Genomic DNA, 23,440 nt, shown 5'->3' on the forward strand with positions numbered 1-23,440 from the left:
CTGAAATTCGACCCTCTTTCGCGCTGCCCGCGGTCGCCGTCCCGCTCGACGGAATCGCCAATTCTGTCTCCACACAGGTTCCCACCGTCAACCGTATCTTGCGCAGTCGCGGTCCGTCCAGACCTGCTCGCCCCTGAAGCGAGGCGTCACCAACCAATATCGATCGAAGGTTTTCGCTTCATTTTTCCGAATCGCCGGAACCAATGTTCTTCAAGCCGGAGGCTCAATGTCAGATCGCCGCAAAAGCGAGGTCGTCATTACTTTGACAGCCGTGCTCAATCTATATGGCGACAGCGCACTCGACGAGATTATTGACGCCTTCGCCCTCGCCCTTGCCGAGCGCGATCCCGTTGAACGCCGACGCCGACTGGCGCACGCATTGCTCCGCATCATCACCGCGAGAGTCGAGGCTCAGAGAAGACGCCTTGGAGACGACGCAAGCGATTAAGTCTTAGACCGACGCTTCTTTGACCGCCGCTTCTCTCACGCCCTTCTGGCGCCCTTGCCGGCGCGCCGCCCTTCCCCTAAACCCGCCTGCGAAATCGGAGGCGAGATGAGCAGCATCAAAAGGATTGGCGCGGGACCGCGCATGAGCCAGGCGGTCGTTCGCGGCAACGCGGTTTATACGGCCGGCCAGGTGGCGGATAAGGCGAAGGGAGGATCGGTCGCCGATCAGACCCGCGAAATTCTCGCGCAGATCGACGCGCTTCTCGCCGAAGCCGGCAGCGCTAAGGCGAATATCCTGTCGGCGACAATCTATCTTGCCGACATCTCGACTTTCACAGAGATGAACAGCGTCTGGGATGAATGGGTCGACAAGGCCAATCCGCCCGCGCGCGCCACCGTCGAAGCAAAGCTTGTATCGCCAGCCTATAAGGTCGAAATCGCGGTCATCGCGGCGCTCTAGCCCATTTTTCGCCGAAGCGGACGCCGGTTCGGCATTGAAAATGCGCCCTTAGAGCAGGTTCCGAAAGTTAACAGACTTTCTCGATGAGAACCTGCTCCAACGTTTTGATCTTGAGCGATTCCTTATCGATCACATGATTCCATGTGATCGGGAAGCGCTCTAAAGACGGAGCGTACTCACTCACAAATGCGCGCCTGCGCCGCTCAGCGGATTCTCTGGATCAAAGGCGTAGCGGACTGTTTCGAATCGCATGCCATGCGCGTCGATGAGCAGCAGGCGGCCAACCAGTCCCTCGCCGAAGCCGACGATCTCGCGCACGACTTCAAGCGCCATCATCGCGCCGACGACGCCGGCAAGCGCGCCGAGAACGCCCGCCGCTTCGCAGGTCGGGATTTCGCCTGCCTGTGGCGGCGTCGGAAACAGACAGCGATAGGTTGGGTTCGGGCCGTCGGCGCCTTGTTCGAACGGGCGCAGCGTCGTCAGCGATGCATCGAAACCGCCGAGCGCGGCGGTGACAAGCGGCTTTTTCTCATAAAAGCAGGCGTCAGAGACGACATAGCGCGTCGCGAAATTATCCGAACCATCGGCAACGATATCGTAGCGCGCGATCAGCGCTCGCGCGTTCTCCGCGTCGAATCGCAGCGCGTGAGGCTCGACGGCGACGTGCGGATTGATTCGGGCGATCGCGTCCCGTGCGCTTTCGACCTTAGGGCGGCCGATGTCCTGCGTCGCGTGGATCACCTGGCGCTGCAAATTTGACAGTGACACGGCGTCGTCGTCGACGACGCCGAGCGCGCCGACGCCGGCGGCGGCGAGATATTGCAACAGCGGCGCGCCCAACCCGCCTGCGCCGATCACGAGAACCCGCGCGTTTTTGAGCTTGCTCTGGCCCGGCCCGCCAATGTCGCGCAGCACGAGATGCCTTGCGTAGCGTTCGATCTCTTCAGGCGAAAGGTTCAAAAGGCGCTCCGACGCCGCGCTCTGGATGCGGCGCGGGCGACCATAGCGGCTTCGTGCGCTCGTCTCCAGCTAAGGCGAATGTGGGCGCGGAAATGATGACGTTACGGTTGCACAGGCTGACGCTTTTTTGCCGAGCGCCGCTCTTCGGCAGACGGCGGGCTCGCGGCGCGCAGCGCCTCCAGGCCGACGCCGCCGAGGGCGGCCGCGCCGCGGGCGTAAGCGATGTTATCGAGGAACTGCCGGGCGCAATTCTCCCAGGTGAAGGTCAGCGCGTGGGTTCGCGCGGCATCGCGTTTAATGTCGAGCGCAGCCAGAGCTGCCGTCCGCAGATCTTCGTTCAACGCTCCCGCTCCGCTCGCGCCGATGACGTCAAGCGGCCCCATCACCGGATAGGCCGCGACCGGCAGTCCGCAGGCCATGGCTTCAAGCAGCACCATGCCGAACGTGTCGGTGCGGCTCGGGAAGACGAACACATCCGAGGAGGCGTAGAGCGCCGCAAGTTCGGCGCTCGTTTTGACGCCAAGAAAGCGCGCCTCCGGAAATCGCGCTTCTAGGCCGACGCGCGCTGGTCCGTCGCCGGCGACAAGCCTCGTGCCCGGCAAATCAAGCGACAGGAAGGCCTCTATGTTTTTCTCGACGGCGAGGCGCCCGGCGTAAAGGAAGATCGGCCGCGGATAAGGCAGTGGCGTCGCCGCATTCGGCGTAAACAGCGCGTGGTCTACGCCGCGCGACCAGCGCAGAATCCGACGAAATCCGCGCTCCGATAATTCTCGAGACAGGCTCGGCGTCGACACCATCACGCCGGCCCCGGCGTTATGAAAGCGGCGCAGAGCCGCATAAGCGAGTCCGACGGGCAGGCCGAAACGCGCCTGGATATATTCGGGGAAACGCGTGTGGAAGCTCGTGGTGAAGCATCGGCGCTCCCGCAGCAACACGGCGCGGGTCACGAGCCCGATTGGTCCTTCCGTGGCGATATGGACATGATCATAGCCGTCTTCGAGCCGACGACGAACGGCGCGTGGCGAGGCGAGCGCCAGCGCTATCTCCGGATAGGTTGGCATTGGCAGCGAGTTGAAATCGCGCGGCGTCAGAAAGTCGATCTCAGCGCCGAGCGCGCGCGCCGATTCCGCCATGGCCTCAAGGGAGCGGACGACGCCATTAACCTGCGGACGCCAGGCGTCCGTCGCAACCAATATTCGCATTAAGCCGCCGCAGCTCTCTCGTTTGGCAAGACCTTCGCGCGCTCCGAAGCCTCGGCCGCCGCGCGTTCAGCCGCCGTATCGTGCCAACGCAGAATCTCGAATGTTCCGTCATTATGTTCGGCGATCGCGGTGCAGCTTTCGACGAAATCTCCGGTATTGACGTAGAGCTTGCCGCCAATCGTCTTGATTGTCGCGTGATGGATATGCCCGCAGATGACGCCGTCGACATTGCGCCTAGCAGCCTCTGACGCCAGTGCGTTCTCGAAATCGCCGATGAAATTGACGGCGTTCTTGACCTTCAGTTTCGCCCAGGCCGACAGCGACCAATAGCCGACGCCAAACATGCGGCGCGCGCGGTTGAACCAAGTATTGACGACAATCGCAAAATCATAGGCCCAGTCGCCGAAGAAGGCGAGCCAACGCGCGTTGCGCACGACGATGTCGAACTGATCGCCGTGAATGACGAGCATGGTCTTGCCGTCGGCGGTCTCATGCAGCGCGTCCTCGACGACTTCGACCCCACCGAAATTGAGTCCGGTGTAATCGCGAGCGAACTCGTCGTGATTTCCCGGCACATAGATGACGCGGGCGCCTTTCCTGGCCTTGCGCAGCAGTTTTTGTACGACGTCATTGTGCGCCTGCGGCCAGTACCAGCCATTCTTGAGACGCCAACCGTCGACGATATCGCCGACGAGATAGAATGTGTCGGCGTCATTATGCTTGAGAAAATCGACCAGCAGTTCGGCCTGGGCGCCTCGCGCGCCGAGATGCAGATCGGACAAAAACAGCGTCCGATAGCGTTTAACTGCATGTTCGCTTGTTGGATCCGACATATGCGCTCTGCTGGAGCGCGCCGCTTGGGAGACATCCACCCTGGCGTTTCTGTCGAGCATGAGCCTGTTCGCCTCTCGCTTCGCCGCGTGGCCTGATTGACCAGATTCGCATCACAGCGAGATGACACGGCTCAGCCTCGACACGGCCGTCAGCGGCGCCGGGAGCCCGTCCGTTCGATATTTCGAACAAAATCGGATATCTTACCGGATCAATTCTGAAACGGATGGGCGCGGCCAAAGCGCCAGGGACTATGGGCGTCGAAGGCCAGGACAAGCAGAAAATACTGGATGCCGGGGCGCTGGCGCTTTCGGGTCAGCTTGGCGCGACCGTGCAGCGCCTCCGGAAGGCCTATAATCTGTCGCTTTCCGAACTCTCTCAGCAGTCTGGCGTCGCCAAATCGATCATCAGTCAGATCGAACGCAATGAAACCAATCCGACGCTCGCGACGATCTGGCGCCTGGCGCAGGCTCTCGACGTCTCAATCGAGCGGGTGTTGCAGACGACGGAAGAAGAACCCTTCCTCGAGAAAACGAGCAAGGCCGACACGCCGATCCTCGTCTCCGACGACGGCAAGTGCCGGCTGGCGATCATCGGTTGGATCAAGACCGTCGAATGGCTGCAGTCCTACGAATTCGCCGCCGACCCCGGGGGCGTGCTTGAATCCGACGCGCATCAGCGCGGTTCGGTCGAAAGCCTATCCGTGCGCCAGGGCGAACTCGAGGTCGAAGTGGCGGGCGCAAAGTCGAGCGTCAAGGCGGGCGAGACCTTACGTTATCGCTGCGACAAGCCCCACGTCATCCGCAATCTCGGAAAAACGCCGGCGCAGGCGACGATGGTCTGCATTCTGAAAGCGGCTGTAATGGAGTGACGCTTGCCGCCGCAGGGCGTCGAAACGCCCGCGGCGGCCGATGGCGATGTCCGTCGTCAGGAATGCAGTTCGCCGACGTGCTTTTGCGAGTAGAGCTGGACGCCGAGCTGCTTGATCAACTCAAGCTGCGTCTCGAGGAAGTCGATATGCCTTTCCTCACTCTTGACCACGCCTTCGAACAGCTGCTCGGAAACGCGATCATTGATTGAAAGGCAGTAGGCCGCGGCTTCGAGATAGAGATCGCGGGCGTCGAGCTCGGTGGCGAGATCCGCCTTGATGATTTCCTCGACGGACTGCCCGATGCGCAACGGATCCAGCACCTGCATATTCGGGAACCCTTCGAGGAAAAGGATGCGTTCAGCGAAGTGATCCGCGTGATGCATCTCCTCGATCGATTCTTCTTTCCATTTCTTGGCGAGTTCGAGAAAGCCCCAATTGTGGAAGATTCGGTAATGCAGCCAGTATTGATTGACGGCCGTCAATTCTGCGCGCAATCCGCGATTGAGATAGTCGATGACCTTCGCGTCACCGCGCATGTCCGCATCCTTTCCATGAAATAGACTTACGCCGCCAATTCGTCGGCGCGACAGCCCTCACAATCGCCGTTCCCTGCGCAGTCATCCAGTCCTCTCGCGGCGTGCTGGTCGACGATGGCGACGATGCTGCGCACGCAGCGCCCGCATTTCGCCTCGCAACCCATGTGCCGGAACACTGCTGCAACCGAAGGCCGGTCGCTCCGTGGCCCAAGCGTATCGCGCACATCGCGGTCTGATAGGACGTTGCACGAACAGACGATCATTGCTTAGCCTAGTTTGGAAAGATTGCAAACTACTTTTGGAAAGGTTACAAACTTTCTTCTTTGGAAAGATTGCAAACTACCTTTCGTATCAGTAGGTTACACGATCTCCTATCGTTTGCCAACTGTCGCGTGTCGGCTTCCTGACAGAAGCACGCCGTTAGGCTGTGAGTGGCAAGTAACGTGCCGGTTCATCAAATTCATTTTGGACCGATCGGCCTTGCGGCAAGAGTGAAGCAAAACAAGAGGAAGACAAAAAGAGCCGCGAACGGCGTCCGCGGCTCGGCATAATTAGATTGATTCGTTCCTACCAGTGGCCATGCCCCCATCCTCCGCCCCAACCGTAGCGCGGCCCCCAATAGGGGCGTCCCCATCCTCCGCCCCAACGCGGACCGCCCCAGCCGTAGCCATAGCCATAGCCGGGCTGCCACCAGCATTGGTACGGCCCGCAGACCCAGCGCGTCTTCTCGATGTTTTGACCGGCCTGGGCCGGGAGTGCGCGATCGATCCCGGGCAGCGCAGAAGCCTCAGGCGCGAATGCGGCGGAGGCGAGAACGAATATCAACGCGGCGAAGGCCGGTTTGACTGGCCCCGATAGGGTTTTGACGGCTGCCGATTTCATGGAGCATCCTCCTCGTGAGACATCACGGAACCGATTTTCAAACTACGGCGTAGCCTGTGAACCGCGGCTGAAACTTCCATTCATCAGAAAGTTATGATGTCGAAATTTCTGGGCGCCCTCGATCAAGGCACGACCAGCACCCGCTTCGTCATCATGGACGCGGCAGGTGAGATCGTCACGCAAGCCCAGCGTGAGCATCGGCAAATCTATCCCCGTCCCGGCTGGGTCGAGCACGACGCCGCTGAAATTTGGGCCAACACGCAAGCCGTGATCGAGGCCGCGTTTAGCAAGGCGAACCTTTCGGCTCAGGACCTCGCCGCAATCGGCGTCACCAATCAGCGAGAGACGACGGTCTTGTGGGATGCGACGACTGGCGCGCCGCTTCACAACGCGATCGTCTGGATGGATACGCGCACGCAAGCGGCCGTCGATCGACTGGCGGCGCGGGGTCTGAGCGATCTGATCCGCGCAAAAACTGGACTGCCGCTCGCGACCTATTTTTCCGCGCTCAAGCTCGCCTGGCTCCTCAACGAAATCCCCGGCGCGCGTGAAAAGGCGGCGCAAGGCGTTGCGCTTTTCGGCACAGTCGATTCCTGGATCATTTGGAATTTGACGGGCGGCCCCCGCGGCGGCCGTCACATCATCGACGCGACCAACGCCTCGCGAACGCAGCTTATGAACATCGAGACCCTGAGCTGGGACGAAGAGCTGCTGCGGGTCTTCGACATCACCGCAGCCTGCCTGCCGAAGATTCGCTCCTCGAGCGAAGTTTACGGAGAATGCGTCGGCGCGCTCGCGGGCGTTCCGATCGCCGGCGATCTCGGCGACCAGCACGCCGCGCTGCTCGGGCAGGGCTGCGTCAATGCAGGCGACGTCAAGAACACTTATGGCACCGGCTGCTTCCTGCTGATGAACGTCAGCGACACGCCGCGCGTCTCGACCAAAGGCCTGCTGACGACGCTCGCCTATAAGCTTGGGGACGCAAAACCCTGTTACGCGCTCGAAGGCTCGATCGCCATCGCCGGCGCTTTGGTGCAATGGCTGCGCGACAATCTCGGGATCATCAAGGAGAGCCACGAAATCGAGGCGCTGGCGAGAAGCGTTCCTGACAATGGCGACGTTTATTTCGTGCCGGCGTTCTCGGGCCTCTTTGCGCCGCGATGGCGCGGCGACGCGCGTGGAATCATCGCCGGGCTGACGCGATTTTCCAACAGGGGCCATATCGCGCGGGCGGCGCTCGAGGCGGCGGCCTTTCAGACAAGAGAAGTGCTGGCCGCAATGGTCGCGGACGCTGACGTCGAGATCAGCGCGCTAAAGGTCGACGGCGGCATGGCGGCGAACGACCTGCTTATGCAGTTTCAGGCAGACATCATCGATGCGCCGGTCGTTCGGCCGAGGCAACTGGAATTGACGGCGGTCGGCGCCGCCTATGCGGCGGGATTAGCCGTTGGCGTTTACAAAAGCTTGGACGACATCGTCGCGCATACGCGCGAGTCCCATCGCTTTACGCCTGATATGTCGCCGCAAGAGCGCGTCCGTCTCATTGCGTCATGGGAAAAGGCCGTCGAGCGTTCGCTAGGCTGGGCAATCTGAGAGACGCGCTAGTCGAAATCGACGCTCAAACCGTGTTTCTCAAGCTGTTTTTCGACAGCGTCGAGGATTTTCTGTAGCTCGTCTATGTCGATCGGCGTTTCGTCGTCCGGCGCGTCCCAATGGTCGAGGTCGTCGAGACGCACGACGAAGTCGGCGTCTTCGTCGGATTCTGCGTCTGGCGGCGCGGCGGGAATGGTGAGCGTTTTTCCGGCGCGCCGCACGCGAATCGCGCCCTCCGTCACCTCAACCTCATAGCCGCTTGCGCGTCGCGCCATGGCTCCCTCCAGCCTCGCGGTTCTCACATTTCGACAAGTCCGGCGTGAGCGGCGGCCTTGCGCATGAGCGTCGGCAATCCCTCTTTATCGAGATTGGCGCACGCCGCCCAGCGGCAATCTGAAGGCGCCGATTTGGCGCGCGTATGCGCGACGAACACTGTCGCTTCCAAAGCGAAATGTGTGAACACATGAGTGACCGGCGCGTCGAGCGCGCGCCACCGCGCCAAGCTGGGCGCGAAATGCGAGAATTCCGCGGCGGCGACATCCTGCGTCAATGGCGTCGACGGAAAGGCGTTCATGCCGCCAAAAAGTCCCTTCGGCGGCAGACGACGCAGCAACGTCTCGTCGCCGCGCCGCAGGATAAAGATCGCGCCATGGCGTCTTGGCTTTGGTCGCTTAGGCTCGCGCACCGGGTAGTCGCCCTGCGCGCCCAAACGCCGCGCAGAGCAGAAGGGCGACAGTGGACAGGCGGGGCAGTCCGGCGTGCGTGGCGCGCATATAAGAGCGCCGAGCTCCATCAGCGCCTGGACGGAATCACCGGGACGCGCATGGCTCATGAGCGCTGCCGCCTTCTCGCGAATCAGCGTCGCGGCCTTGCGCGGCGGCTGTTCAATCGCGTGGAGACGCGCGATGACGCGCTCGACATTGCCGTCGACGGCGACGCAGGGCTGATCGAAGGCGATGGCCGCGATCGCCGCCGCCGTATAGGGGCCGACGCCGGGAAGATTTCTCAGGGCCGCTTCTTCTTGTGGAAATCCGCCGCCGGAGTCCGCGACCGCACGCGCGCAGGCGTGCAGATTGCGCGCTCGGGCGTAGTAGCCGAGCCCCGCCCATTGCGCGAGAACATCGTCGAGCGGCGCGCGCGCCAGATCTTCAACGCTCGGCCAGCGCGACAGAAACGCTGCGTAGCGCTCCTTCACGGTCGCGACGGTCGTCTGCTGCAACATGATTTCGGAAAGCCAGACCCTGTAGGGGTCGGGCGCTTCGCCACGCCGCGCGCGCCAGGGCAGCTCGCGCCGCTCGGCGTCATACCAGGCGAGCAGCGCTTCGGCCGGTTTGGTCGATCTCGCGCGAGGCTTTATCATGAGGGTGATTGATAGAGGGCGAAACCTCGCCCTCGCAAGGAGGCGGCTTCGCCGAGAGCCCAATGAGCGCTTCCTCGCGCTGCAAAGGTATAAGAGCGCGCCCGCTCGCGGATTACGTCCTGCGCGAACTCGACCCGCTCGTCGCCACGCGCGGCTTTAGCGAAGCCTCGCTGCTTTTATCCTGGCGCGAGATCGTCGGCGCGCGAATCGCGCGAATCTGCGCGCCAGCCTCGTTGCAATGGCCGCCACGAGCACGGACGAAATCGACCGACCCCTCGGCGGCGAAGCGCCGCGAAAAGACGCCGCGAGAGCCGGCGACTCTCGTGCTGCGGGTCGACCCCGGATTCGGACTTGAAGCGCAGCATCTCGCCCCGATTATTATCGACCGGGTGAACGCCCATCTCGGCTGGCGATGCGTCGCACGGATCGCGTTGCGGCAGGAAGAATTGAGCGCCGCTCCGGGGTCGCCGCCAAGAGCCGATCGCGCGCCGAAGCCAAACGACGACGCCCGCGCCCGCGCCGTAAAGGCGACCGAAGGCGTCGCCGAGGAAGGTTTGCGCGCCGCGCTCATCAGGCTCGGCGAACGCGCGATCGCAGGGTCGGCCGGCGAGCCCGGCGACGCTTGACGCCGCCTCTCCAAAAGCTTGCAATCGCCAACGCATGCTTTTAGGTTCGCGCCGCCAGAGCGCGCTCCGAAAAAGTGGAACCCGGTTTTTCGCGTAGAGCGCGCTCTAAACTTTTGGGTTCGATCACGTTATCTGCCTTTGGGCGATTGCGCCCAAGGCAGCGTGATCTAGTGCCGCCATAGCTCAGTTGGTTAGAGCACCAGATTGTGGATCTGGGGGTCCCCCGTTCGAGCCGGGGTGGCGGTACCATATTCTCAGCGCCAGCAAATGCGCGGTGAATTTCGACATGTCCACCGCGGAGCATGGGCCGGGGACATATGAGTTGGCGAAGAAGGCTCGAGGGCAGGCCGCCTGAGCGCGACCCGCGACCCATTTATGTCGCGACCTTCGGTCTGCTGATGGCGGCTGCGAGCTACGCTATTCCCGATGAGAACATGGCGGGAGCCTTTTTTGGCTCAGGCCTGATCACGGCGGCGTTCTGCGTAGTTTATTGGCTCGCCAATCCCACCGGAGGCCTTGATTGACGGCGAGCCGTCAGGAAGAACGCCGAAAATTCGCCGCTGCGAAACGCCGTCATCGCGAGCCTAAGGCGAAGCGATCCAGTTGCGCTCTTGTCCCTGGATTGCTTCGCTCCGCTCGCAATGACGCGCGCCAAAACGGGCCGACGCGCAACGCCCAATGCGATCGTCCCTTCGCTCTACAGCAGATTGCCCTCCGAGATTGCGCGAAGGGCGAAGCCGAGCGCAACGATTCCCCATCCTTTGAAAAGCAGATCAACGCCAAGGAAAGTTCCGATCGCCCAAATTCCAGTGAACGGCCAGCCGGTGAGCAACAGCGCGCCAAGGACCAACGCGACGCCGCCCTGCAGCAGATACATCCAAAGGCTTTCGATGTGAGAGGTCAGCGCGAAGCCGATGACAAGCACGCCCTCGGCAATGAAATAAAAGGCGATGAGAAGCGTGATCGCTTCGGCGCTGATCGCGGGACGCGTCAGAAGCATGATTCCGAGGATCGCCAGAAGAACCGCCCAGAGCACATGGACGAAAAAGTCGGTCCACAGGCCCGCCGTCGTAAAGGCGAATATGAGCACGGACACCGCGCTGACGATGAGCAAAACGCCGAAGAAGCCGACCGTGATGATGGTCGCCATTCTGGCTCGCAAGATGGCGATGATTCCAAGGGCCCCGACCAAGATTCCGAGGGCGATGACCCAACCCCAATGAACGGCGAGGACGTCCGGCGGTATAGAAGCGAAAGAGTCAAACTGTCGAGACATTTATGGCTTCCATGGCAAGATGACGACGAAAGCCGAATCTTTCGCCGATCGGCGGCAAATAGCAAGCCGATATTTCAAAGGCATGGAAGCCGAGCGCAGTTTCGAGACTCTAACGAATGACGATCTCGCGCGACTGAGCGAGATTGCTCAAGACGTGTTGCGCAATAAGGCGTTTCGAACGCCGGTCGGTCGAAACTACAAGGATCGACTGATCCTGCTCGCGCTCTGCCAGGGCGGCGCGCAACATTATGTGGACGGCGTCACCGGCGTCAAAGACTTGGATGTCTGGGCGTTCTTTCGCGGCGGGACCGGCAAGCCATTTCCCTGGCGCGCGCGCTGGAGCGCCGATTTTGGCCCATCGCGGTTCGGTCGCCATCCGGCGGACGAAGGCTATCTCGGCCGGCGCGTCGACGTCATGGGCCGCTCCATTCCTGCGAGCGATATGACTGGTGAACGCGCCGTCCTCGCCTGGCTGCATGGGCGGAGCAAAAGCGCCAGACTGCTTGCCAAACGTCCGGTGATCGCGATTTTCCCGCAAGCGCTTTTCGGAAAGCTGCTGTGGTCGCCGCCCCATGCGTAATCGAAGAGGCTCAGCCGCGTTCGCTGTCGAGATGCGCCATTTGCGACTCGGCGTAGCGCTCGCCAGCGACGGAAGAAGCAAGCTGCTCAAGAAGGGAAATCTCATCGCGATCGAGCGTCAAAGAAAGCGCGCCAAGCGATTCGGCGAGTCTGTCGCGCCGCCGCGCGCCGATGAGGGGCGCGATGTCGTCGCCGCGCGACAAGACCCAGGCGATGGCGATCTGCGCGACCGTCGCGCCCTTGGCGTCGGCGATGCGCTTGATTTCATCGACGAGCCCGAGGTTCCTTTCGAGGTTTTCGCCCTGAAAGCGCGGAATGGTCGTGCGGAAATCTCCCGCTCCCGTTTGTTTGCCGGCCTGCCAATGGCCGCCGATCAATCCGCGCGACAGCACGCCATAGGCGGTGATTCCTACGCCGAGCGCGCGGCACGTTGGAAGGATCGACTTTTCGATTCCGCGCGAAATAAGAGAATATTCAATCTGCACATCGGCGATCGGATGCACGGCGGCCGCGCGGCGGATCGTCTCCGGCCCGAATTCCGAAAGCCCAATGAAACGAACATAGCCCGCCTTGACCATGTCGGCGATGGCGCCGATCGTCTCCTCGATCGGCACATTCGGGTCGAGCCGCGCCGGACGGTAGATATCGAGATAATCGACGCGAAGCCTCTTAAGGCTGTATGCGAGCGACGTCTTCACGGCTGACGGCCGACCATCGAAGCCGACCCAGTTTCCTTGCGGATCGCGCTGGGCGCCGAATTTGACACTGAGAATAACGGCGTCGCGCGGCCGGCCTTGCAGGGCCTCTGCGATCAGCATCTCATTATGGCCCATGCCGTAGAAATCGCCGGTGTCGAGCAACGTTACGCCGGCGTCGAGCGCGGCGTGAATGGTCGCGACGCCTTCGGCGCGATCCGACGCGCCATAGAGGTCCGACATTCCCATGCAGCCGAGCCCCACGGCTGACACCGCGGGACCGTTTGCGCCAAGCTTGCGAGTTTTCATTGAAGACCTCCAACGGACGGCTAAAGAGCGATCCAATCTGCGCCGCGGCATTATATGTTACTGCATGCCCCTGTTACTGTACGCCCTGCATGGTCGCGCATGAGCTTTGCTCGGCGACAAATGAGAGCAAAAAACGCGTGCCGCGCCATTTCGACCCTGCGCTGATCAATGATCCATTCGACGATCCGGGACTTTACGTCGATCTCGTGTTCGAAAAGCGGGCATTGCTCTTCGATCTTGGCGATCTCGGACGGCTTTCGCCGCGAAAAATGCTGCGAATCAGCGACGTCTTCGTCACGCATCTGCACATGGATCATTTCGCGGGCTTCGATCAGCTGCTGCGGCGTCTGCTCGGGCGCGAAATGACCCTCGGCGTCTATGGGCCGCGTGGCATAGTCGACGCCGTAGAGCATAAGCTCAAAGCCTATTCCTGGAATCTCATCGGCGGTTACGACGGCAATCTGACATTCCGCGTAACTGAAATGGACGAATCCGGTCGCACGTCCTCCGTTTCATTTTCCGGACGAACGCGGTTTGCAAGGCGCGACGAAGAGAAAAGCCAGTCGAGCGAGGGCGTGCTTCTAAAAGAATCTGGAATTCAGGTTCGCGTCACGACGCTCGATCACGGACTGCCGGCGCTGGCCTTCGCGCTGGAGGAACGCGCGCATATCAACATCTGGCGCAACAGGCTCAACGCGATGGGCCTCGCCGTCGGGCCGTGGCTGCGCAAATTCAAAGAGGCGACGCTTAAGGGCGCGGACGATCAATCTCCCATCAACGTCGCCTGGGCGGATGCTGAAGGCGCGAAGCCCGACTCTCTGCCCTTTGGCCTACTCAAGAAGGAGATCATGAAGATCTCCTCGGGCCGCAAGATCGCTTACGTGGTCGATTGCGCCTATACCGAGCGCAACATCGAACGAATCGTAAAGCTCGCTGAAGGCGCAGACACGCTCTTCATCGAAGGCGGATTCTTAGAATGCGACTCCGTCGCAGCGGCGGCGCGACGACATTTGACGGCGCGGCAGGCGGGAACAATCGCGCGCCTCGCCAGAGTCAAGCGGCTCGTCACCTTCCACTATTCGCCGCGCTACAAGGGACAAGGCGCGGAGCTTGCGCGGGAAGCTCAGGACGCGTTTCTTAGCGGCTGAACCTGTTCGGAGGCGGGAAGCAGTGATGCAGTTCTTTCGATGGGCGGCGGTTTTCATTATTGCAGCCCTGTTCATGTTGGCCTCGGCGACTGGCGCCGAGAGAAGCCGCTCCGTCATTCCGCTGACTTTGACCGAAGATCAATATGCCGGCGGACGCATCTACCTGCCGGTCCGCATCAGCAATGTCATGGGAACCATGCGCCTTGACACCGGGGCTTCGAGCACGCGCGTCAGGCTGGCGCCCTGGAACAAGGACTTGCTGGCTCTCGGCCAAAGCCTTTCAACTGGAGCGTCAGGCGCGACAATGCGCTGCGAAGACGTCGAAGCGCAGAATTTTGAACTCGTCGCCGACCAAGGGAACAATATCGCGCGAGCGAAATATCAAATCACGCGATGTCCGCCCGGCGACGCCGACGACTTACTTGGCCTCGATTTTTTCAAAGGCGCGCGTTTCAGCCTCGATCTAGATCGCCGCGAACTTGTCTTTTTTGGAGATGCGATCGCCAGTGGTCGGCCAAAACCATTCCGACGACTGGGACCTGAGGGAAATCTCGTCGGCGTCGACCTGCGCTTCGGCAATACCGCTGCGATCGGCCTGTTCGATACAGGCGCGGAAGTCTCCGCAGTCGATCAGCAGTTCGTGCGTAAGCACAAAGCGTTATTCGCTCCCGTGAACGCCAAGGCCCAAGCAAGCGGCGTCGGAGGAAAGCGCATGTCCATGCAAGTCTACAAGATCAAATCGATCGATCTCGGCGGAGGTCGCATTCTGCGCGATCTCTTTGCAATCTCCTATGACTTCGGCGCATTGCGCAACGCGCTCGGCCGCGACGTTCATTTTCTGATCGGCGATAATCTCATTAGGAAATTCGATTGGGACTTCGATTTTCGCGCGCCGGATTCCCCGACATGGGACGCAAAGCTGAAATAGACGGCGCGCCACGCGAGCGCAGCGCGACCGATTTCGTGTCGAGTCTTAGAACGCCTAAAAGTTCACTTTCGACGCGAGATAGAAGGTACGGCCCGGAGAGGGATAGCCATCGGCGAGCACATAATAGTCGTCGAAAGCGTTGCGTACGCCGCCGGAGAATTTGATGTTGTCGCCGGGCTGATAATCGACGTTGAAATTCGTCAGGCAGTAGGCGCCGGTTCGATAGTACCAGTTGCCGTTTGTGATGGTCGTCCAGCGAGCGCCGGCCACTTCGATGCTTGGCGTCAAGGTCAGTTCGGGAATTGGGCGGTAGCCGGCGTAAAGAAACATCTTAAAGTCAGGCACGCCGGTCGGCTGAAAATTGAGGATTGAAGGCGAATAGACACGGCGCCTAATGAAGGTGACATTGCCGCCGAGCGAGAAATCCTCGCGCACGAAATAATCGGCCGAGATTTCCGCGCCGTAGAATCTGCCGCCGCCGACATTCTGAGATTGTGTAACGTTAGGTCCAAATTGAGGCGCGGGCACGCTTTGGATGAGTTTGTCGACGAGGCTGTAGAAGACGTCGACCGACACCCGGCTCCCCGGCGCGAACAGGCTCGACCAGCCAAGATCGAAATTGGTGGCGCGTTCAGGCATGAGCGTCGGATTGGACGTCGCGCCGCCAAAGCGCGTGCTGAAGCGCTCGAAGAGCGTCGGATAGCGCGTTCTGCTTGAGCCGTTAAAGTAGATGCGGTCAGTGTCGGTATAACGCCAAATGGCCGCGCCCTGATAGTTCGGCGCCTGCACGTCCGCCGGCTGATAGTTGATGACGCCTTGCGGAACAGCGAAGCCTTGCGCCTGCCGCAGATGGCGCCAATCGTAGCTGAAGCCTCCAACGATATCGATGTCCTGTCGCGGGTGGAACGTATTTTCGACCGCCGCCGAATAAGTGTCCTCTATGTCCCTAATGATCGGCTGGGTGAAGCACGGCACGGTGGCCACGCAGCCCACGCGAGTCCCGCGAATATTTTGTCCGAAATTCTCCTGCCACTCGGAATGATTATCCATGCGATAGAAGAACAGCGCTTTCAAGGTATCGATGTCGCCGATCTGCGCGCCGGCCTCGACTTCGGCGCCAAGCGCATAGTCCGCGTAAGCGCTATTAAAGGACTTCGGCAGAGACTGATTGATGAAAGAAGGATCGTCGTAGCTGACGAGCGAATTGTCGTATTTGCTCCAATAGCCGCGTGTCTTCACATAGGCGGCTTCATTGAGCTGAGTTCTCGACAGGAAATAGAGGTTCTGAACGCGCCAATAGGGCCATCGCCAGAAACGTTGAGCGCTCGATCCTGACAGCGGATCGGTTGTATGGAGCGGCGAGCCTTTTTGACCCTCCTGACGGGTGAAGCTCAACGAATATTCGTCGGTAGCGTTGGGCGTCACGGCCACACGCGCATTGACGTTATAGTCTTGCGTATAGGATTGCCCGCGCATGCCCGGTCCCTGAGCGAGCGTCGATTGATAACTCGCCGGCAGCATCCAGCCGTCGTAGTTTTGGAAAGTGCCGCTGAGCTGCGCGTACCAGAGGTCGTGCTTGGTGCCTGCAAAACCGTAGGTCATCGGCCCGAGGAAGGTTCCGTCGCGGCCGAATTCGAATCGCGTGCGCCATTCGGCTTCAATCTCTCGGGTCGGCCGGCGCGTCACGAGATTGATCTGACCGCCCATGCCGCCAGGACCATCGAGCACCGAGACATAGCCTTTGGCGATCTGCACTTCGGCGATGTCGGCGGTCAGAAAGCGCGCGAAATCGAGTCTGTTGTCGACCGGCAGATAGACGCGGACGCCGTCGACGGTGAGCGGCACCTGCCATCGATCGAAACCCCGCACATAAATGTTTTGCTCATTGCGCGAGTTGCCTGAGATCTGACTGTTGACGCCCGGCGCGATATTGACCGCGCTGTCGAGCGTCGGCCGCGCAAAGGTCTCCATCTGTCTGTTGGTGATCGTGTAGCCGCCGAAGGCGTCGGTATGCTGACTGGGCGTCGGGCCATTATCGACTTTCTCCGAAGGGACCGCCTGCGTCGAACGCGCTGCGCCTTCGCCGTCGCCGGCTTCTGCGGCTCTTGTGGGGACGCCGAGCCGCCGCGCGCCGACTTTGATCTGACCGAGTTCGAAGGCTTTGGGCGCATGCACTTCGATCGGCGGCAGCGTCGTCTGCGCGCCTACCGGCGCTGATAGCGAGAGAAGAACGCCGCCTGAAATCGCCGTCGTAGTCAGCAGCCTGGTCATCATTGCCCCCATGGAACGTCAGAGAGAGTTGAGGAAAGCGAGCAGCGCGTCGCGCTGGGGTTCGGGAAGATTGCGGAAGGCGTCGACCGATGTTTGCGCTTCGCCGCCATGCCAGAGGATCGCCTCGGCGGGCGTGCGCGCTCTGCCGTCATGCAGAAAATTGGCGCCGTCTCCGCCCTTGCCGGCGAGGCCTAGTCCCCAGAGCGGCGGCGTTCGCCATTCGCGAGGGCCGGCTTCGAAATCGTCGCGGCCATCGGCGAGCTCCTCGCCCATGTCGTGCAGCAGTAGATCGGTATAAGGATGGATATCGACGCCGTTGAGCGCAGGCTGCAGAGGGAAGTCTGCGACATGCAGCGCATCGCGATGGCAATCGGAACAGCCAATCTGATGAAACAGCGCTTCGCCGTCCTTGACGGGAGGTTCCTCGAGATTGCGTCGGGCTGGAGGCGCAAGCGCGCGGATGTAATTTAGGACCGCATCGAGTTGAGCGTCCGATAACTCCGGCTTCGATGCGCTACGGCATTCGCTTAGAGTCGGCGCGCAGGTCTCGACGGGAAATAGCGACGACGTAATCCCAATGTCTTCAGCGAAGGCGTTGGCGATCTGCTGCTTGAGATTGGGCTGATTGGCTTTGAGTCCGAAGCGTCCGAGCGCCCTCTTGCCGGTCTCGATGTCGAAAACGAAATTCGGCCTGCCTTTGCCGGCAAGAATTTCCGCTTCGGCGACCGCCTCAAGCAGGCCCAAGCCATAAACGGGCGGCGCGTTACGCAGAGACGTTTTCGTCTCGGGCCCAAACGGACCGTAAGCGAGATTACGGAAAGAGAGCGTCGGCCGACGAAGCGTTATTTTCCCCCCATCGGGGAACAACACATCGAATTCGGCGTAATTGGCGACCGCCTGGCCTTCGCCGGCGACGCCAGGCACGCCTTCTGGATTGAGCTGAGCGCCGTAGTCAGGATGGACGCGCGGTCCGCCATGCGCATCCTTTCCGTCGACGCTCAGCCTCGCCGCCATCGTGCGCGCGACGCCATTTTCGCTGTCGGGCGCGGCGCCGCGTCCATTCTTGACATGGCAGGCGATACAGGAAAGCCGATTGTAAAGGGGACCGAGACCGATGAAGTCGGGATGATCCTGCGAAGGCCCGATGACCCAGGCCTGTCGAAAAATGCCGCTCCCCTTGCGAAAGCTCGCGGCATGTGTCGCGTCCAGTCCTTCAATGGGCTGGGTAAAGGCTTCGCTTTCGGGAGCGCTCGCCTCGTATCGCGCGGCGCCCGCCAGCATTGCTGCGCATAGAAGGACGCCGAAGCGTTTCATGGCGCCGGCTCCAGGCTTTTGACGAGGTCACGCGCCTTTTGCCGCGCAGACGCTATTTCCCCACGCCATTGCACGATCTGCTGCGGATCGATGGCGTCGCGACGCGAGAAGCGCTCAAGGAAGACCGTCGCGCGCGCATCGCTCTCGGAGATCGGAACGAAGGCGGCGAGGTTCTTCGCCTCTCCGAGGACCGCCATCGCCTTGGCGTCGGCGGCAAACTTTTTCTCAGAGTCGTGAATCTTGCGCCATAGGTCGGCGCTTTCGGCGTGGCCTTCGACGATTGCGAGATCGAATAACAGAGTGATCAGCGGCGGCCGGCGACGGCCTATCTCGGAGTCGTAGTCGAGGATTGTCGACGCTGGCAGCGCAAAGGGATTGGCGAAGCCTGCCGGCGCGTTTTGATAGACGTCGGGTCGCGCCGGATGACGCCGGCTGTCGCGCTCCATCATGAGTTGCTGGCCATCCTTCGACAGCAGGAAGTCGATGAAGGCCTGCGCGCCGGCGACATGCTTGGCGCCGGCGGTCATCGCAACATGCGCGGGCAGGAAGGCGGCGCGCTCGGGATAGATCATCTCGACAGGCGCGCCATTCGCCCTGGCGATCTCGGCGATGAAATCAATCGTCAGCGCGAGGGCGGCCTTGCCGTCTCGCACCGACGCCGTCGGTCCGAATCCCGAATCGAGCAGCGTCGCCTCTCCGGCCATTTCGCTAAGGAGACGCCACCCTTCCGTCCAACCTTCGCTCTGCAAAAAGATGTCGTAAAGCGCAGGCGAAAAGCCGACCTTGCCGGCGACGGGCATGGCCAATCGGCGCGCAAATTCTGGAGAGGCGAGATCGCGCCAGCGTCGAGGCGCCGAAAGTCCAACGGCGGCTAACGCGCTCGGATTGACGACGATCCCATAGCCGGCGACGTCGTATGCTTCGTAGGATCCGGCAGGATCGGACAATTGCTGCGCGCCGAGTCTTCCAGGGAGCGAAGCGCGATCGACCGATATCTTGCGAAAGGCGCCGCGGTCGGAAAGAAGCGCAAAATTCGCCGGCGATGGCGCCCAATAGATATCGGCTCCGCCCTGTTCGGGCTTGGTCAATTCGACAAGCGCGTCGCGGGACTGCTTCCAGACGAATTGAACGTGAATTTGCGGGTGGCCGCGCTCGAACTCCCGCTCGTAGCGAGTCGTCAACTCTTCCGGAAAGCTTGTGACGACGATGATCGTCACAGCATCCGTCGCGCCCCCGGGACACGCGCTCAAGATACTGATAACAAGGGCGATTAGCCCGGCAGGGAAAAGGCGAGTCATTGCAGGGACACCGTTGTATATTCCATCTATATAATGCTGAACTACGAACGTGCCATATAAATGTCAATATGAGAATTTTATGCAGAAACGATAAGTATATAGACGTGTGATATAGATGCAACACATATCGATATGTTATCGATTAATATCGCAGCTCGCAAAAATTATATAAATATCTCAATGTGATGAGCCGCAGCCGTGGAGCCGTTAGATGACCATTGACGGCTTTACTACATTGTGTTGAGTTTAATACAGTACGCAAAGTCGAATTCACACAGGAAGACGAAAGAAGCGATGTCTCCCCGACTTATCGCTCACGGCCCCTGGCGATCAGCGCGCAGTCCTCCCTCGCATTGCGTTTCCGGTCACTGTCGGGCGAACGAAATCGCCTTGGCGCCCGCCGCGCTGCACGGCGACGGGCCAATTCGCTAAGGCGACGCTTCGTTGAAGGAATTTCGTCTCACGCCATGGTTGCGTCCGCTTGTGCGACCCTGTACCTCGGGCGAAAGGGCGAGGCTCTGACATGGCCGACGGTAAGATCGATGCTTCACTGGCGCTGCGCAGCGAGGGGCGACTCCTCGTGGGCCGCGATCGCGTCAAGCTGCTCGAAGCCGTCGCGGCCCACGGCAGCATCACAAAGGCGGCCAAGGCGGTCGGCTTCAGTTACAAGGCCGCGTGGGATGCGGTGAACGCCATCAACAATCTGCTGCCGACGCCCGCTTTCGTCACCAAGGCGGGCGGGCGCAGCGGCGGCGGCGCCGAGGTGACCGACGAGGGACGCCGGCTGATCGCAACATTCCACCGCCTCGAAGAAAAACTCGGGCGCATATCCGAGACCATCGCCGAAGAAGGCCTTGCCGGCGCCGAGGATTTCTTGCTCTGGACCGCCGGAATGACGATTTCGGCGCGCAATGTTTTCAGAGCCGAAGTGACGCAAGTCAAGAAATGGCCGGTCGACGTCGAAGTGACGCTGCGTGTGTCGGAGAAGGATACGATCCTCGCGATCGTCACCAATGAGTCTGCCGAGCGGCTGCATCTCTCCAGAGGACAGAAGGCGCTGGCGCTCATCAAGGCGTCTTTTGTCAATCTCTCGCCTGCAGGCGATGTGGCGCCGCAGCAGCGCAATTGCTTCCGTGGCGTGGTTACGCAGCGGATCGACGCCGAACGAAATAGCGAAATCCTGCTTGACGTCGGCTTCGGAAAGACGATGACCGCGGTGACCCCACGCCACCATGTTGAAGATATGGGACTGAAGAAAGGGGACGCCGCGCTCGCGACCTTCGACGCGTCGGACGTCATTTTAGCGGTGGAATAGCCGGGTCGAAGACGCTCGACCGCTCGGGCGCAACTGGATATGGGTTCGATTCCGCAATAGTTTCTTTGGGCGCGCTTCGCGAAAAGCGTCGATTCGAAGGAGCAAGCTATGAAGCGAATCTATTTCATCGCCGTCGCCGTGGCTTTTTGTGCGACGAACGTCCTCGCCGAAACGACAACGAAGAAGCCGACCTCGAAATGGACATGCGAGGAATTCCTCGCCGTCGATGATCAATTTCAGCCGAAAGTGATCTACTGGTCGTCCGCTCAGAGCAAGAAGGGCAAGCCGGCCGGAGAGAATGTCGATATCGAAGGCACGGAGAAGGTCATTCCGATGGTCATCGACGATTGCAAGAAGGCGCCGCAGGAGTCCTTCTGGAGCAAGCTCAAGGATGCTTGGAAAAAGGTCGAAGCAGACGCAAAGTCGCTCGGCAAAAAGCTGTGAGGATCTGCTGCGCCGCAAATCGGGAGGCTAGAGAATGCTTGAAACGATAGCAGTTATTCTCTTGGTGCTATGGCTGCTCGGGCTCGTCTCGTCATATACGCTCGGCGGCTTCATCCACATCCTGCTTGTCATCGCGATCATCGTGATTCTTCTGCGCGTCATTCGCGGCCGTAGCATTATTTAGCAGAACTCCGGAACGCTCGCGCAGAGCTAACAATCGAGAAGGGGAGCGAGCGCAACGCCGTTTGCTTGCTTCCCGTCCCGCTCTCCTTTTGCTTGAAGCGGCCTCTGAGGCGTCATCGTAACTCCTTCCCCCACAGAGATAGTTTGCAGAGGAAGCTTGCCCTTTTCAGGCGAGCTATGGCAGGACTGATGTCCGCAGCGTCGGGAGCCAAATTTAACCAATGCGATCGTGGTCCGCCATGAATGCCTTGTGGAAGCTGTGTCGCATTCTCTTGATCAACCTTGGCCTACTGCTCTGCCTTGCCTTAGTTGCCGAGATTGTCCTTCATATCATTTACAGGGGCGGCAATCCGTTCCTTGCGCCCGCCAAAAACGAGCTGAGGGTACGTGATCCCCATTACACTCATGGCCTCAAGCCGAATTTCAACGGCTTCGACGCCTGGGGCTCGAACACAGTCCGCATTTTCACAAACTCCTTGGGCTTCAGAGACGCCGCCGTCCGCGACGTGCCGATGGCGACAGATCGAAAGCGCATCGTCTTTATCGGCGATTCGTTCGCTGAAAGTCTGGGCGTCCCTTACGAAGAATCCTTTATCGGCCTCTTCGCGCAGGCGTTTCCCGCCTTCGATGTGCTGAACGCCGGCGTCTCGAGCTACGCGCCGTCCGTCTATTACGAGAAACTCAAATATTTTCTCGACGCGGGGCTCAAGTTCGACGAGGCCGTCGTCTATATCGATATCTCCGACATACAGGACGAAGCCACTCTCTATTCATACGACCAAAATGGCGTATTGCAGATGGGCCTGTTTCAGACCGGCTCCGACGAGTGTTCTCCTATCCCGCGTCCGCCGCTGCAGCGCCCGGAAAAGCAGTGGTGGGAGAAGATCTCCTATATGGACGAGTTTCTCGGCCAGATGCGCTATTCGGCGGAACTGGGAAGAGCGATCGGCGCAGCGAAACTCGAAGACCTCTCAAAATCTCGCGCCGTCTATAGTCGCGACTATGCGCGCGCGAGTTGGACATATAGCGAGAATTCAAACTGCTATGGCGCGTTAGGGATCGAAGCGTCTATCGACAAGGCGAAGAAGCAAATGGATCGCCTCTACGAACTCCTGTCGTCGCGCGGGATCGCGCTTTCGGTTGGGGTCTATCCATGGCCGCAGCAGCTTCTTTACGACGTTGAAAATTCGCGACAAGCGCGCATCTGGCGCGAATGGTGCGCGGGGAAATGCAGAAGATTTTTCAATCACTTTCCCGATTTTTTCGAATACAAGGCGCAAGATCCTGATTTCATCAGGTCATTGTACTTCTGGGGAGACTTCCACTTTAACGGAAAGGGCAATGCGCTGTTGGCGCAAGGCCTCATCAAGAATTACGAATAAGGCGCCCGCAGACGAAACAATTTTTTGTAACCCATGAAAAGGCAAAGAAAATTTGCGGTTCGGCGACATTGGAGATAATTTGTTATCCAGGCGGCTGGGGGGATTCACTGAATGTCGCACGAGGACTTTTCGAGAGATCGTTCGCCGACCATGGGGTCGGATCGATCATTCGGGCTGGTGATCGCTGCGGCGATCGCGATGATCAGCATGCTGCCAATCCGGCACGGAGAAAGCCCTCACTTCTGGGGGCTTGCTGCAGCGGCCGCCTTTGCGGCGGCGGCGTTGCTGGCGCCAGCCAGATTGCGGCCGCTCAACCGACTTTGGTTCAAGCTTGGCGGGGCACTGCACAAGATCACCAATCCGATCATCATGGGCGTCCTGTTCTTTGGCGTGATCCTTCCAATCGCGATGCTTTTCCGATTTCGCGGCACCGATCCGCTCAAACTTTCGTTCGACAAGAACGCGACGTCGTACTGGACCATGCGCGATGCCGTCGACGCGGCGGGCGACATGAGCAAACAGTTCTGAGG

The 23,440-nt window shown here is 60.4% G+C and carries 27 protein-coding genes and 1 tRNA gene; 15 read left to right on the top strand and 13 right to left on the bottom strand.

What is annotated here, in order from left to right:
• The first annotated feature begins 226 nt into the window (after positions 1-226).
• Together FEV16_RS16020 and FEV16_RS16025 are read left to right on the top strand one after the other, a co-directional pair.
• Positions 227-448, top strand: coding sequence for a hypothetical protein (locus FEV16_RS16020; protein WP_138168608.1), 222 nt, complete (start codon positions 227-229; stop codon positions 446-448).
• A gap of 105 nt (positions 449-553) precedes the next feature.
• Positions 554-907 (top strand): RidA family protein, encoded by a 354-nt coding sequence (locus tag FEV16_RS16025; RefSeq protein WP_138168609.1) that lies wholly within the window; start codon positions 554-556, stop codon positions 905-907.
• 180 nt (positions 908-1,087) lie between these two features.
• On the opposite strand, the gene moeB is transcribed toward FEV16_RS16025, so the two are convergent.
• The 3 genes from moeB to FEV16_RS16040 all read right to left on the bottom strand — a co-directional run bounded on the left by moeB (position 1,088) and on the right by FEV16_RS16040 (position 3,902).
• Positions 1,088-1,867, bottom strand: coding sequence for a molybdopterin-synthase adenylyltransferase MoeB (gene moeB / locus FEV16_RS16030; RefSeq protein ID WP_138168610.1), 780 nt, complete (start codon positions 1,865-1,867; stop codon positions 1,088-1,090).
• 101 nt (positions 1,868-1,968) lie between these two features.
• A complete protein-coding gene (locus tag FEV16_RS16035; RefSeq protein ID WP_138168611.1) occupies positions 1,969-3,069 on the bottom strand; it encodes a glycosyltransferase family 1 protein in 1,101 nt (366 codons plus the stop codon).
• Positions 3,069-3,902, bottom strand: a complete 834-nt coding sequence (locus FEV16_RS16040) for a UDP-2,3-diacylglucosamine diphosphatase (protein WP_171015271.1) — start codon at positions 3,900-3,902, stop codon at positions 3,069-3,071. Before FEV16_RS16040 ends, FEV16_RS16035 begins: the two co-directional genes overlap by 1 nt.
• 251 nt (positions 3,903-4,153) lie before the next feature.
• Here FEV16_RS16040 and FEV16_RS16045 point away from each other — a divergent pair, with 251 nt between their 5' ends.
• On the top strand, positions 4,154-4,771 hold the full coding sequence (locus tag FEV16_RS16045; RefSeq protein ID WP_138168644.1) for an XRE family transcriptional regulator: 618 nt from the start codon (positions 4,154-4,156) through the stop codon (positions 4,769-4,771).
• Between the two features lie 56 nt (positions 4,772-4,827).
• Here FEV16_RS16045 and bfr read toward each other — a convergent pair whose 3' ends face one another.
• From bfr to FEV16_RS16060, 3 genes are all read right to left on the bottom strand, one after another.
• A complete protein-coding gene (gene bfr, locus FEV16_RS16050; protein WP_138168613.1) occupies positions 4,828-5,307 on the bottom strand; it encodes a bacterioferritin in 480 nt (159 codons plus the stop codon).
• A 26-nt stretch (positions 5,308-5,333) separates the two neighbouring features.
• A complete protein-coding gene (locus FEV16_RS16055; RefSeq protein WP_138168614.1) occupies positions 5,334-5,570 on the bottom strand; it encodes a (2Fe-2S)-binding protein in 237 nt (78 codons plus the stop codon).
• Between the two features lie 304 nt (positions 5,571-5,874).
• On the bottom strand, positions 5,875-6,189 hold the full coding sequence (locus tag FEV16_RS16060) for a hypothetical protein (RefSeq protein WP_138168615.1): 315 nt from the start codon (positions 6,187-6,189) through the stop codon (positions 5,875-5,877).
• 96 nt (positions 6,190-6,285) lie between these two features.
• Here FEV16_RS16060 and glpK point away from each other — a divergent pair, with 96 nt between their 5' ends.
• A complete protein-coding gene (gene glpK, locus FEV16_RS16065; protein ID WP_138168616.1) occupies positions 6,286-7,782 on the top strand; it encodes a glycerol kinase GlpK in 1,497 nt (498 codons plus the stop codon).
• A gap of 8 nt (positions 7,783-7,790) precedes the next feature.
• On the opposite strand, the gene FEV16_RS16070 is transcribed toward glpK, so the two are convergent.
• Positions 7,791-8,057 carry an Imm74 family immunity protein gene (locus FEV16_RS16070; protein WP_138168617.1) on the bottom strand — a complete coding sequence of 89 codons (267 nt, stop codon included), beginning with the start codon at positions 8,055-8,057 and terminating at the stop codon, positions 7,791-7,793.
• A 23-nt stretch (positions 8,058-8,080) separates the two neighbouring features.
• Entirely contained in the window at positions 8,081-9,142 is a 1,062-nt protein-coding gene (gene mutY, locus FEV16_RS16075; protein ID WP_138168618.1) for an A/G-specific adenine glycosylase, read from the bottom strand.
• Between the two features lie 62 nt (positions 9,143-9,204).
• On the opposite strand from mutY, the gene FEV16_RS16080 reads away from it, so the two are divergent.
• From FEV16_RS16080 to FEV16_RS16090, 3 genes are all read left to right on the top strand, one after another.
• A complete protein-coding gene (locus FEV16_RS16080) occupies positions 9,205-9,768 on the top strand; it encodes a DciA family protein (RefSeq protein ID WP_138168619.1) in 564 nt (187 codons plus the stop codon).
• 172 nt (positions 9,769-9,940) lie between these two features.
• A tRNA-His gene (locus FEV16_RS16085) sits at positions 9,941-10,017 on the top strand.
• 68 nt (positions 10,018-10,085) lie between these two features.
• The gene (locus FEV16_RS16090) at positions 10,086-10,292 is read left to right on the top strand and encodes a hypothetical protein (RefSeq protein ID WP_138168620.1); all 207 of its coding nucleotides are present in this window, start codon (positions 10,086-10,088) and stop codon (positions 10,290-10,292) included.
• A 173-nt stretch (positions 10,293-10,465) separates the two neighbouring features.
• Here FEV16_RS16090 and FEV16_RS16095 read toward each other — a convergent pair whose 3' ends face one another.
• Positions 10,466-11,044, bottom strand: a complete 579-nt coding sequence (locus tag FEV16_RS16095; protein ID WP_138168621.1) for a DUF308 domain-containing protein — start codon at positions 11,042-11,044, stop codon at positions 10,466-10,468.
• 19 nt (positions 11,045-11,063) lie between these two features.
• Between FEV16_RS16095 and FEV16_RS16100 the strand changes: the two genes are divergently transcribed.
• Positions 11,064-11,624: a hypothetical protein gene (locus FEV16_RS16100; RefSeq protein ID WP_246657385.1), complete on the top strand. Its 561-nt coding sequence runs from the start codon at positions 11,064-11,066 to the stop codon at positions 11,622-11,624.
• A 10-nt stretch (positions 11,625-11,634) separates the two neighbouring features.
• Here FEV16_RS16100 and FEV16_RS16105 read toward each other — a convergent pair whose 3' ends face one another.
• Complete coding sequence (locus FEV16_RS16105) at positions 11,635-12,627, bottom strand: aldo/keto reductase (protein WP_138168622.1); 993 nt, start codon at positions 12,625-12,627, stop codon at positions 11,635-11,637.
• A gap of 137 nt (positions 12,628-12,764) precedes the next feature.
• Between FEV16_RS16105 and FEV16_RS16110 the strand changes: the two genes are divergently transcribed.
• Both FEV16_RS16110 and FEV16_RS16115 read left to right on the top strand, forming a co-directional pair.
• Positions 12,765-13,775: an MBL fold metallo-hydrolase gene (locus tag FEV16_RS16110; RefSeq protein WP_138168623.1), complete on the top strand. Its 1,011-nt coding sequence runs from the start codon at positions 12,765-12,767 to the stop codon at positions 13,773-13,775.
• Positions 13,776-13,800: 25 nt separating this feature from the next.
• Positions 13,801-14,703 carry a pepsin/retropepsin-like aspartic protease family protein gene (locus FEV16_RS16115; RefSeq protein ID WP_138168624.1) on the top strand — a complete coding sequence of 301 codons (903 nt, stop codon included), beginning with the start codon at positions 13,801-13,803 and terminating at the stop codon, positions 14,701-14,703.
• Between the two features lie 54 nt (positions 14,704-14,757).
• Here FEV16_RS16115 and FEV16_RS16120 read toward each other — a convergent pair whose 3' ends face one another.
• The 3 genes from FEV16_RS16120 to FEV16_RS16130 are packed head-to-tail and all read right to left on the bottom strand — an operon-like array spanning position 14,758 to position 19,505.
• A complete protein-coding gene (locus FEV16_RS16120; RefSeq protein ID WP_246657386.1) occupies positions 14,758-16,977 on the bottom strand; it encodes a TonB-dependent receptor in 2,220 nt (739 codons plus the stop codon).
• Between the two features lie 15 nt (positions 16,978-16,992).
• The gene (locus FEV16_RS16125) at positions 16,993-18,288 is read right to left on the bottom strand and encodes a di-heme oxidoredictase family protein (RefSeq protein ID WP_138168625.1); all 1,296 of its coding nucleotides are present in this window, start codon (positions 18,286-18,288) and stop codon (positions 16,993-16,995) included.
• Complete coding sequence (locus tag FEV16_RS16130) at positions 18,285-19,505, bottom strand: extracellular solute-binding protein (RefSeq protein ID WP_246657387.1); 1,221 nt, start codon at positions 19,503-19,505, stop codon at positions 18,285-18,287. Before FEV16_RS16130 ends, FEV16_RS16125 begins: the two co-directional genes overlap by 4 nt.
• A gap of 604 nt (positions 19,506-20,109) precedes the next feature.
• Here FEV16_RS16130 and FEV16_RS16135 point away from each other — a divergent pair.
• The 5 genes from FEV16_RS16135 to FEV16_RS16155 all read left to right on the top strand — a co-directional run bounded on the left by FEV16_RS16135 (position 20,110) and on the right by FEV16_RS16155 (position 23,438).
• Positions 20,110-20,901, top strand: a complete 792-nt coding sequence (locus FEV16_RS16135) for a TOBE domain-containing protein (RefSeq protein ID WP_138168627.1) — start codon at positions 20,110-20,112, stop codon at positions 20,899-20,901.
• A 108-nt stretch (positions 20,902-21,009) separates the two neighbouring features.
• Positions 21,010-21,345, top strand: a complete 336-nt coding sequence (hdeA, locus tag FEV16_RS16140; protein ID WP_138168628.1) for an acid-activated periplasmic chaperone HdeA — start codon at positions 21,010-21,012, stop codon at positions 21,343-21,345.
• A gap of 34 nt (positions 21,346-21,379) precedes the next feature.
• A complete protein-coding gene (locus FEV16_RS16145) occupies positions 21,380-21,529 on the top strand; it encodes a lmo0937 family membrane protein (protein WP_138168629.1) in 150 nt (49 codons plus the stop codon).
• A gap of 220 nt (positions 21,530-21,749) precedes the next feature.
• Complete coding sequence (locus FEV16_RS16150; protein ID WP_138168630.1) at positions 21,750-22,910, top strand: SGNH/GDSL hydrolase family protein; 1,161 nt, start codon at positions 21,750-21,752, stop codon at positions 22,908-22,910.
• 150 nt (positions 22,911-23,060) lie between these two features.
• A complete protein-coding gene (locus tag FEV16_RS16155) occupies positions 23,061-23,438 on the top strand; it encodes an SxtJ family membrane protein (RefSeq protein WP_281404868.1) in 378 nt (125 codons plus the stop codon).
• Positions 23,439-23,440: the final 2 nt, after the last annotated feature.

Source organism: Methylocystis sp. B8, from assembly GCF_005771425.1.
Taxonomy (GTDB): Bacteria; Pseudomonadota; Alphaproteobacteria; order Rhizobiales; family Beijerinckiaceae; genus Methylocystis.

Coding starts and splice junctions, on each gene's coding strand:
- FEV16_RS16020 (WP_138168608.1), top strand. CDS start 227: ATGTCAGATCGCCGCAAAAGCGAGGTCGTCATTACTTTGACAGCCGTG.
- FEV16_RS16025 (WP_138168609.1), top strand. CDS start 554: ATGAGCAGCATCAAAAGGATTGGCGCGGGACCGCGCATGAGCCAGGCG.
- FEV16_RS16035 (WP_138168611.1), bottom strand. CDS start 3,069: ATGCGAATATTGGTTGCGACGGACGCCTGGCGTCCGCAGGTTAATGGC.
- FEV16_RS16040 (WP_171015271.1), bottom strand. CDS start 3,902: ATGTCGGATCCAACAAGCGAACATGCAGTTAAACGCTATCGGACGCTG.
- FEV16_RS16045 (WP_138168644.1), top strand. CDS start 4,154: ATGGGCGTCGAAGGCCAGGACAAGCAGAAAATACTGGATGCCGGGGCG.
- bfr (WP_138168613.1), bottom strand. CDS start 5,307: ATGCGCGGTGACGCGAAGGTCATCGACTATCTCAATCGCGGATTGCGC.
- FEV16_RS16055 (WP_138168614.1), bottom strand. CDS start 5,570: ATGATCGTCTGTTCGTGCAACGTCCTATCAGACCGCGATGTGCGCGAT.
- FEV16_RS16060 (WP_138168615.1), bottom strand. CDS start 6,189: ATGAAATCGGCAGCCGTCAAAACCCTATCGGGGCCAGTCAAACCGGCC.
- glpK (WP_138168616.1), top strand. CDS start 6,286: ATGTCGAAATTTCTGGGCGCCCTCGATCAAGGCACGACCAGCACCCGC.
- FEV16_RS16070 (WP_138168617.1), bottom strand. CDS start 8,057: ATGGCGCGACGCGCAAGCGGCTATGAGGTTGAGGTGACGGAGGGCGCG.
- mutY (WP_138168618.1), bottom strand. CDS start 9,142: ATGATAAAGCCTCGCGCGAGATCGACCAAACCGGCCGAAGCGCTGCTC.
- FEV16_RS16080 (WP_138168619.1), top strand. CDS start 9,205: ATGAGCGCTTCCTCGCGCTGCAAAGGTATAAGAGCGCGCCCGCTCGCG.
- FEV16_RS16090 (WP_138168620.1), top strand. CDS start 10,086: ATGAGTTGGCGAAGAAGGCTCGAGGGCAGGCCGCCTGAGCGCGACCCG.
- FEV16_RS16095 (WP_138168621.1), bottom strand. CDS start 11,044: ATGTCTCGACAGTTTGACTCTTTCGCTTCTATACCGCCGGACGTCCTC.
- FEV16_RS16100 (WP_246657385.1), top strand. CDS start 11,064: ATGACGACGAAAGCCGAATCTTTCGCCGATCGGCGGCAAATAGCAAGC.
- FEV16_RS16105 (WP_138168622.1), bottom strand. CDS start 12,627: ATGAAAACTCGCAAGCTTGGCGCAAACGGTCCCGCGGTGTCAGCCGTG.
- FEV16_RS16115 (WP_138168624.1), top strand. CDS start 13,801: ATGCAGTTCTTTCGATGGGCGGCGGTTTTCATTATTGCAGCCCTGTTC.
- FEV16_RS16120 (WP_246657386.1), bottom strand. CDS start 16,977: ATGATGACCAGGCTGCTGACTACGACGGCGATTTCAGGCGGCGTTCTT.
- FEV16_RS16125 (WP_138168625.1), bottom strand. CDS start 18,288: ATGAAACGCTTCGGCGTCCTTCTATGCGCAGCAATGCTGGCGGGCGCC.
- FEV16_RS16135 (WP_138168627.1), top strand. CDS start 20,110: ATGGCCGACGGTAAGATCGATGCTTCACTGGCGCTGCGCAGCGAGGGG.
- hdeA (WP_138168628.1), top strand. CDS start 21,010: ATGAAGCGAATCTATTTCATCGCCGTCGCCGTGGCTTTTTGTGCGACG.
- FEV16_RS16145 (WP_138168629.1), top strand. CDS start 21,380: ATGCTTGAAACGATAGCAGTTATTCTCTTGGTGCTATGGCTGCTCGGG.
- FEV16_RS16150 (WP_138168630.1), top strand. CDS start 21,750: ATGCGATCGTGGTCCGCCATGAATGCCTTGTGGAAGCTGTGTCGCATT.
- FEV16_RS16155 (WP_281404868.1), top strand. CDS start 23,061: ATGGGGTCGGATCGATCATTCGGGCTGGTGATCGCTGCGGCGATCGCG.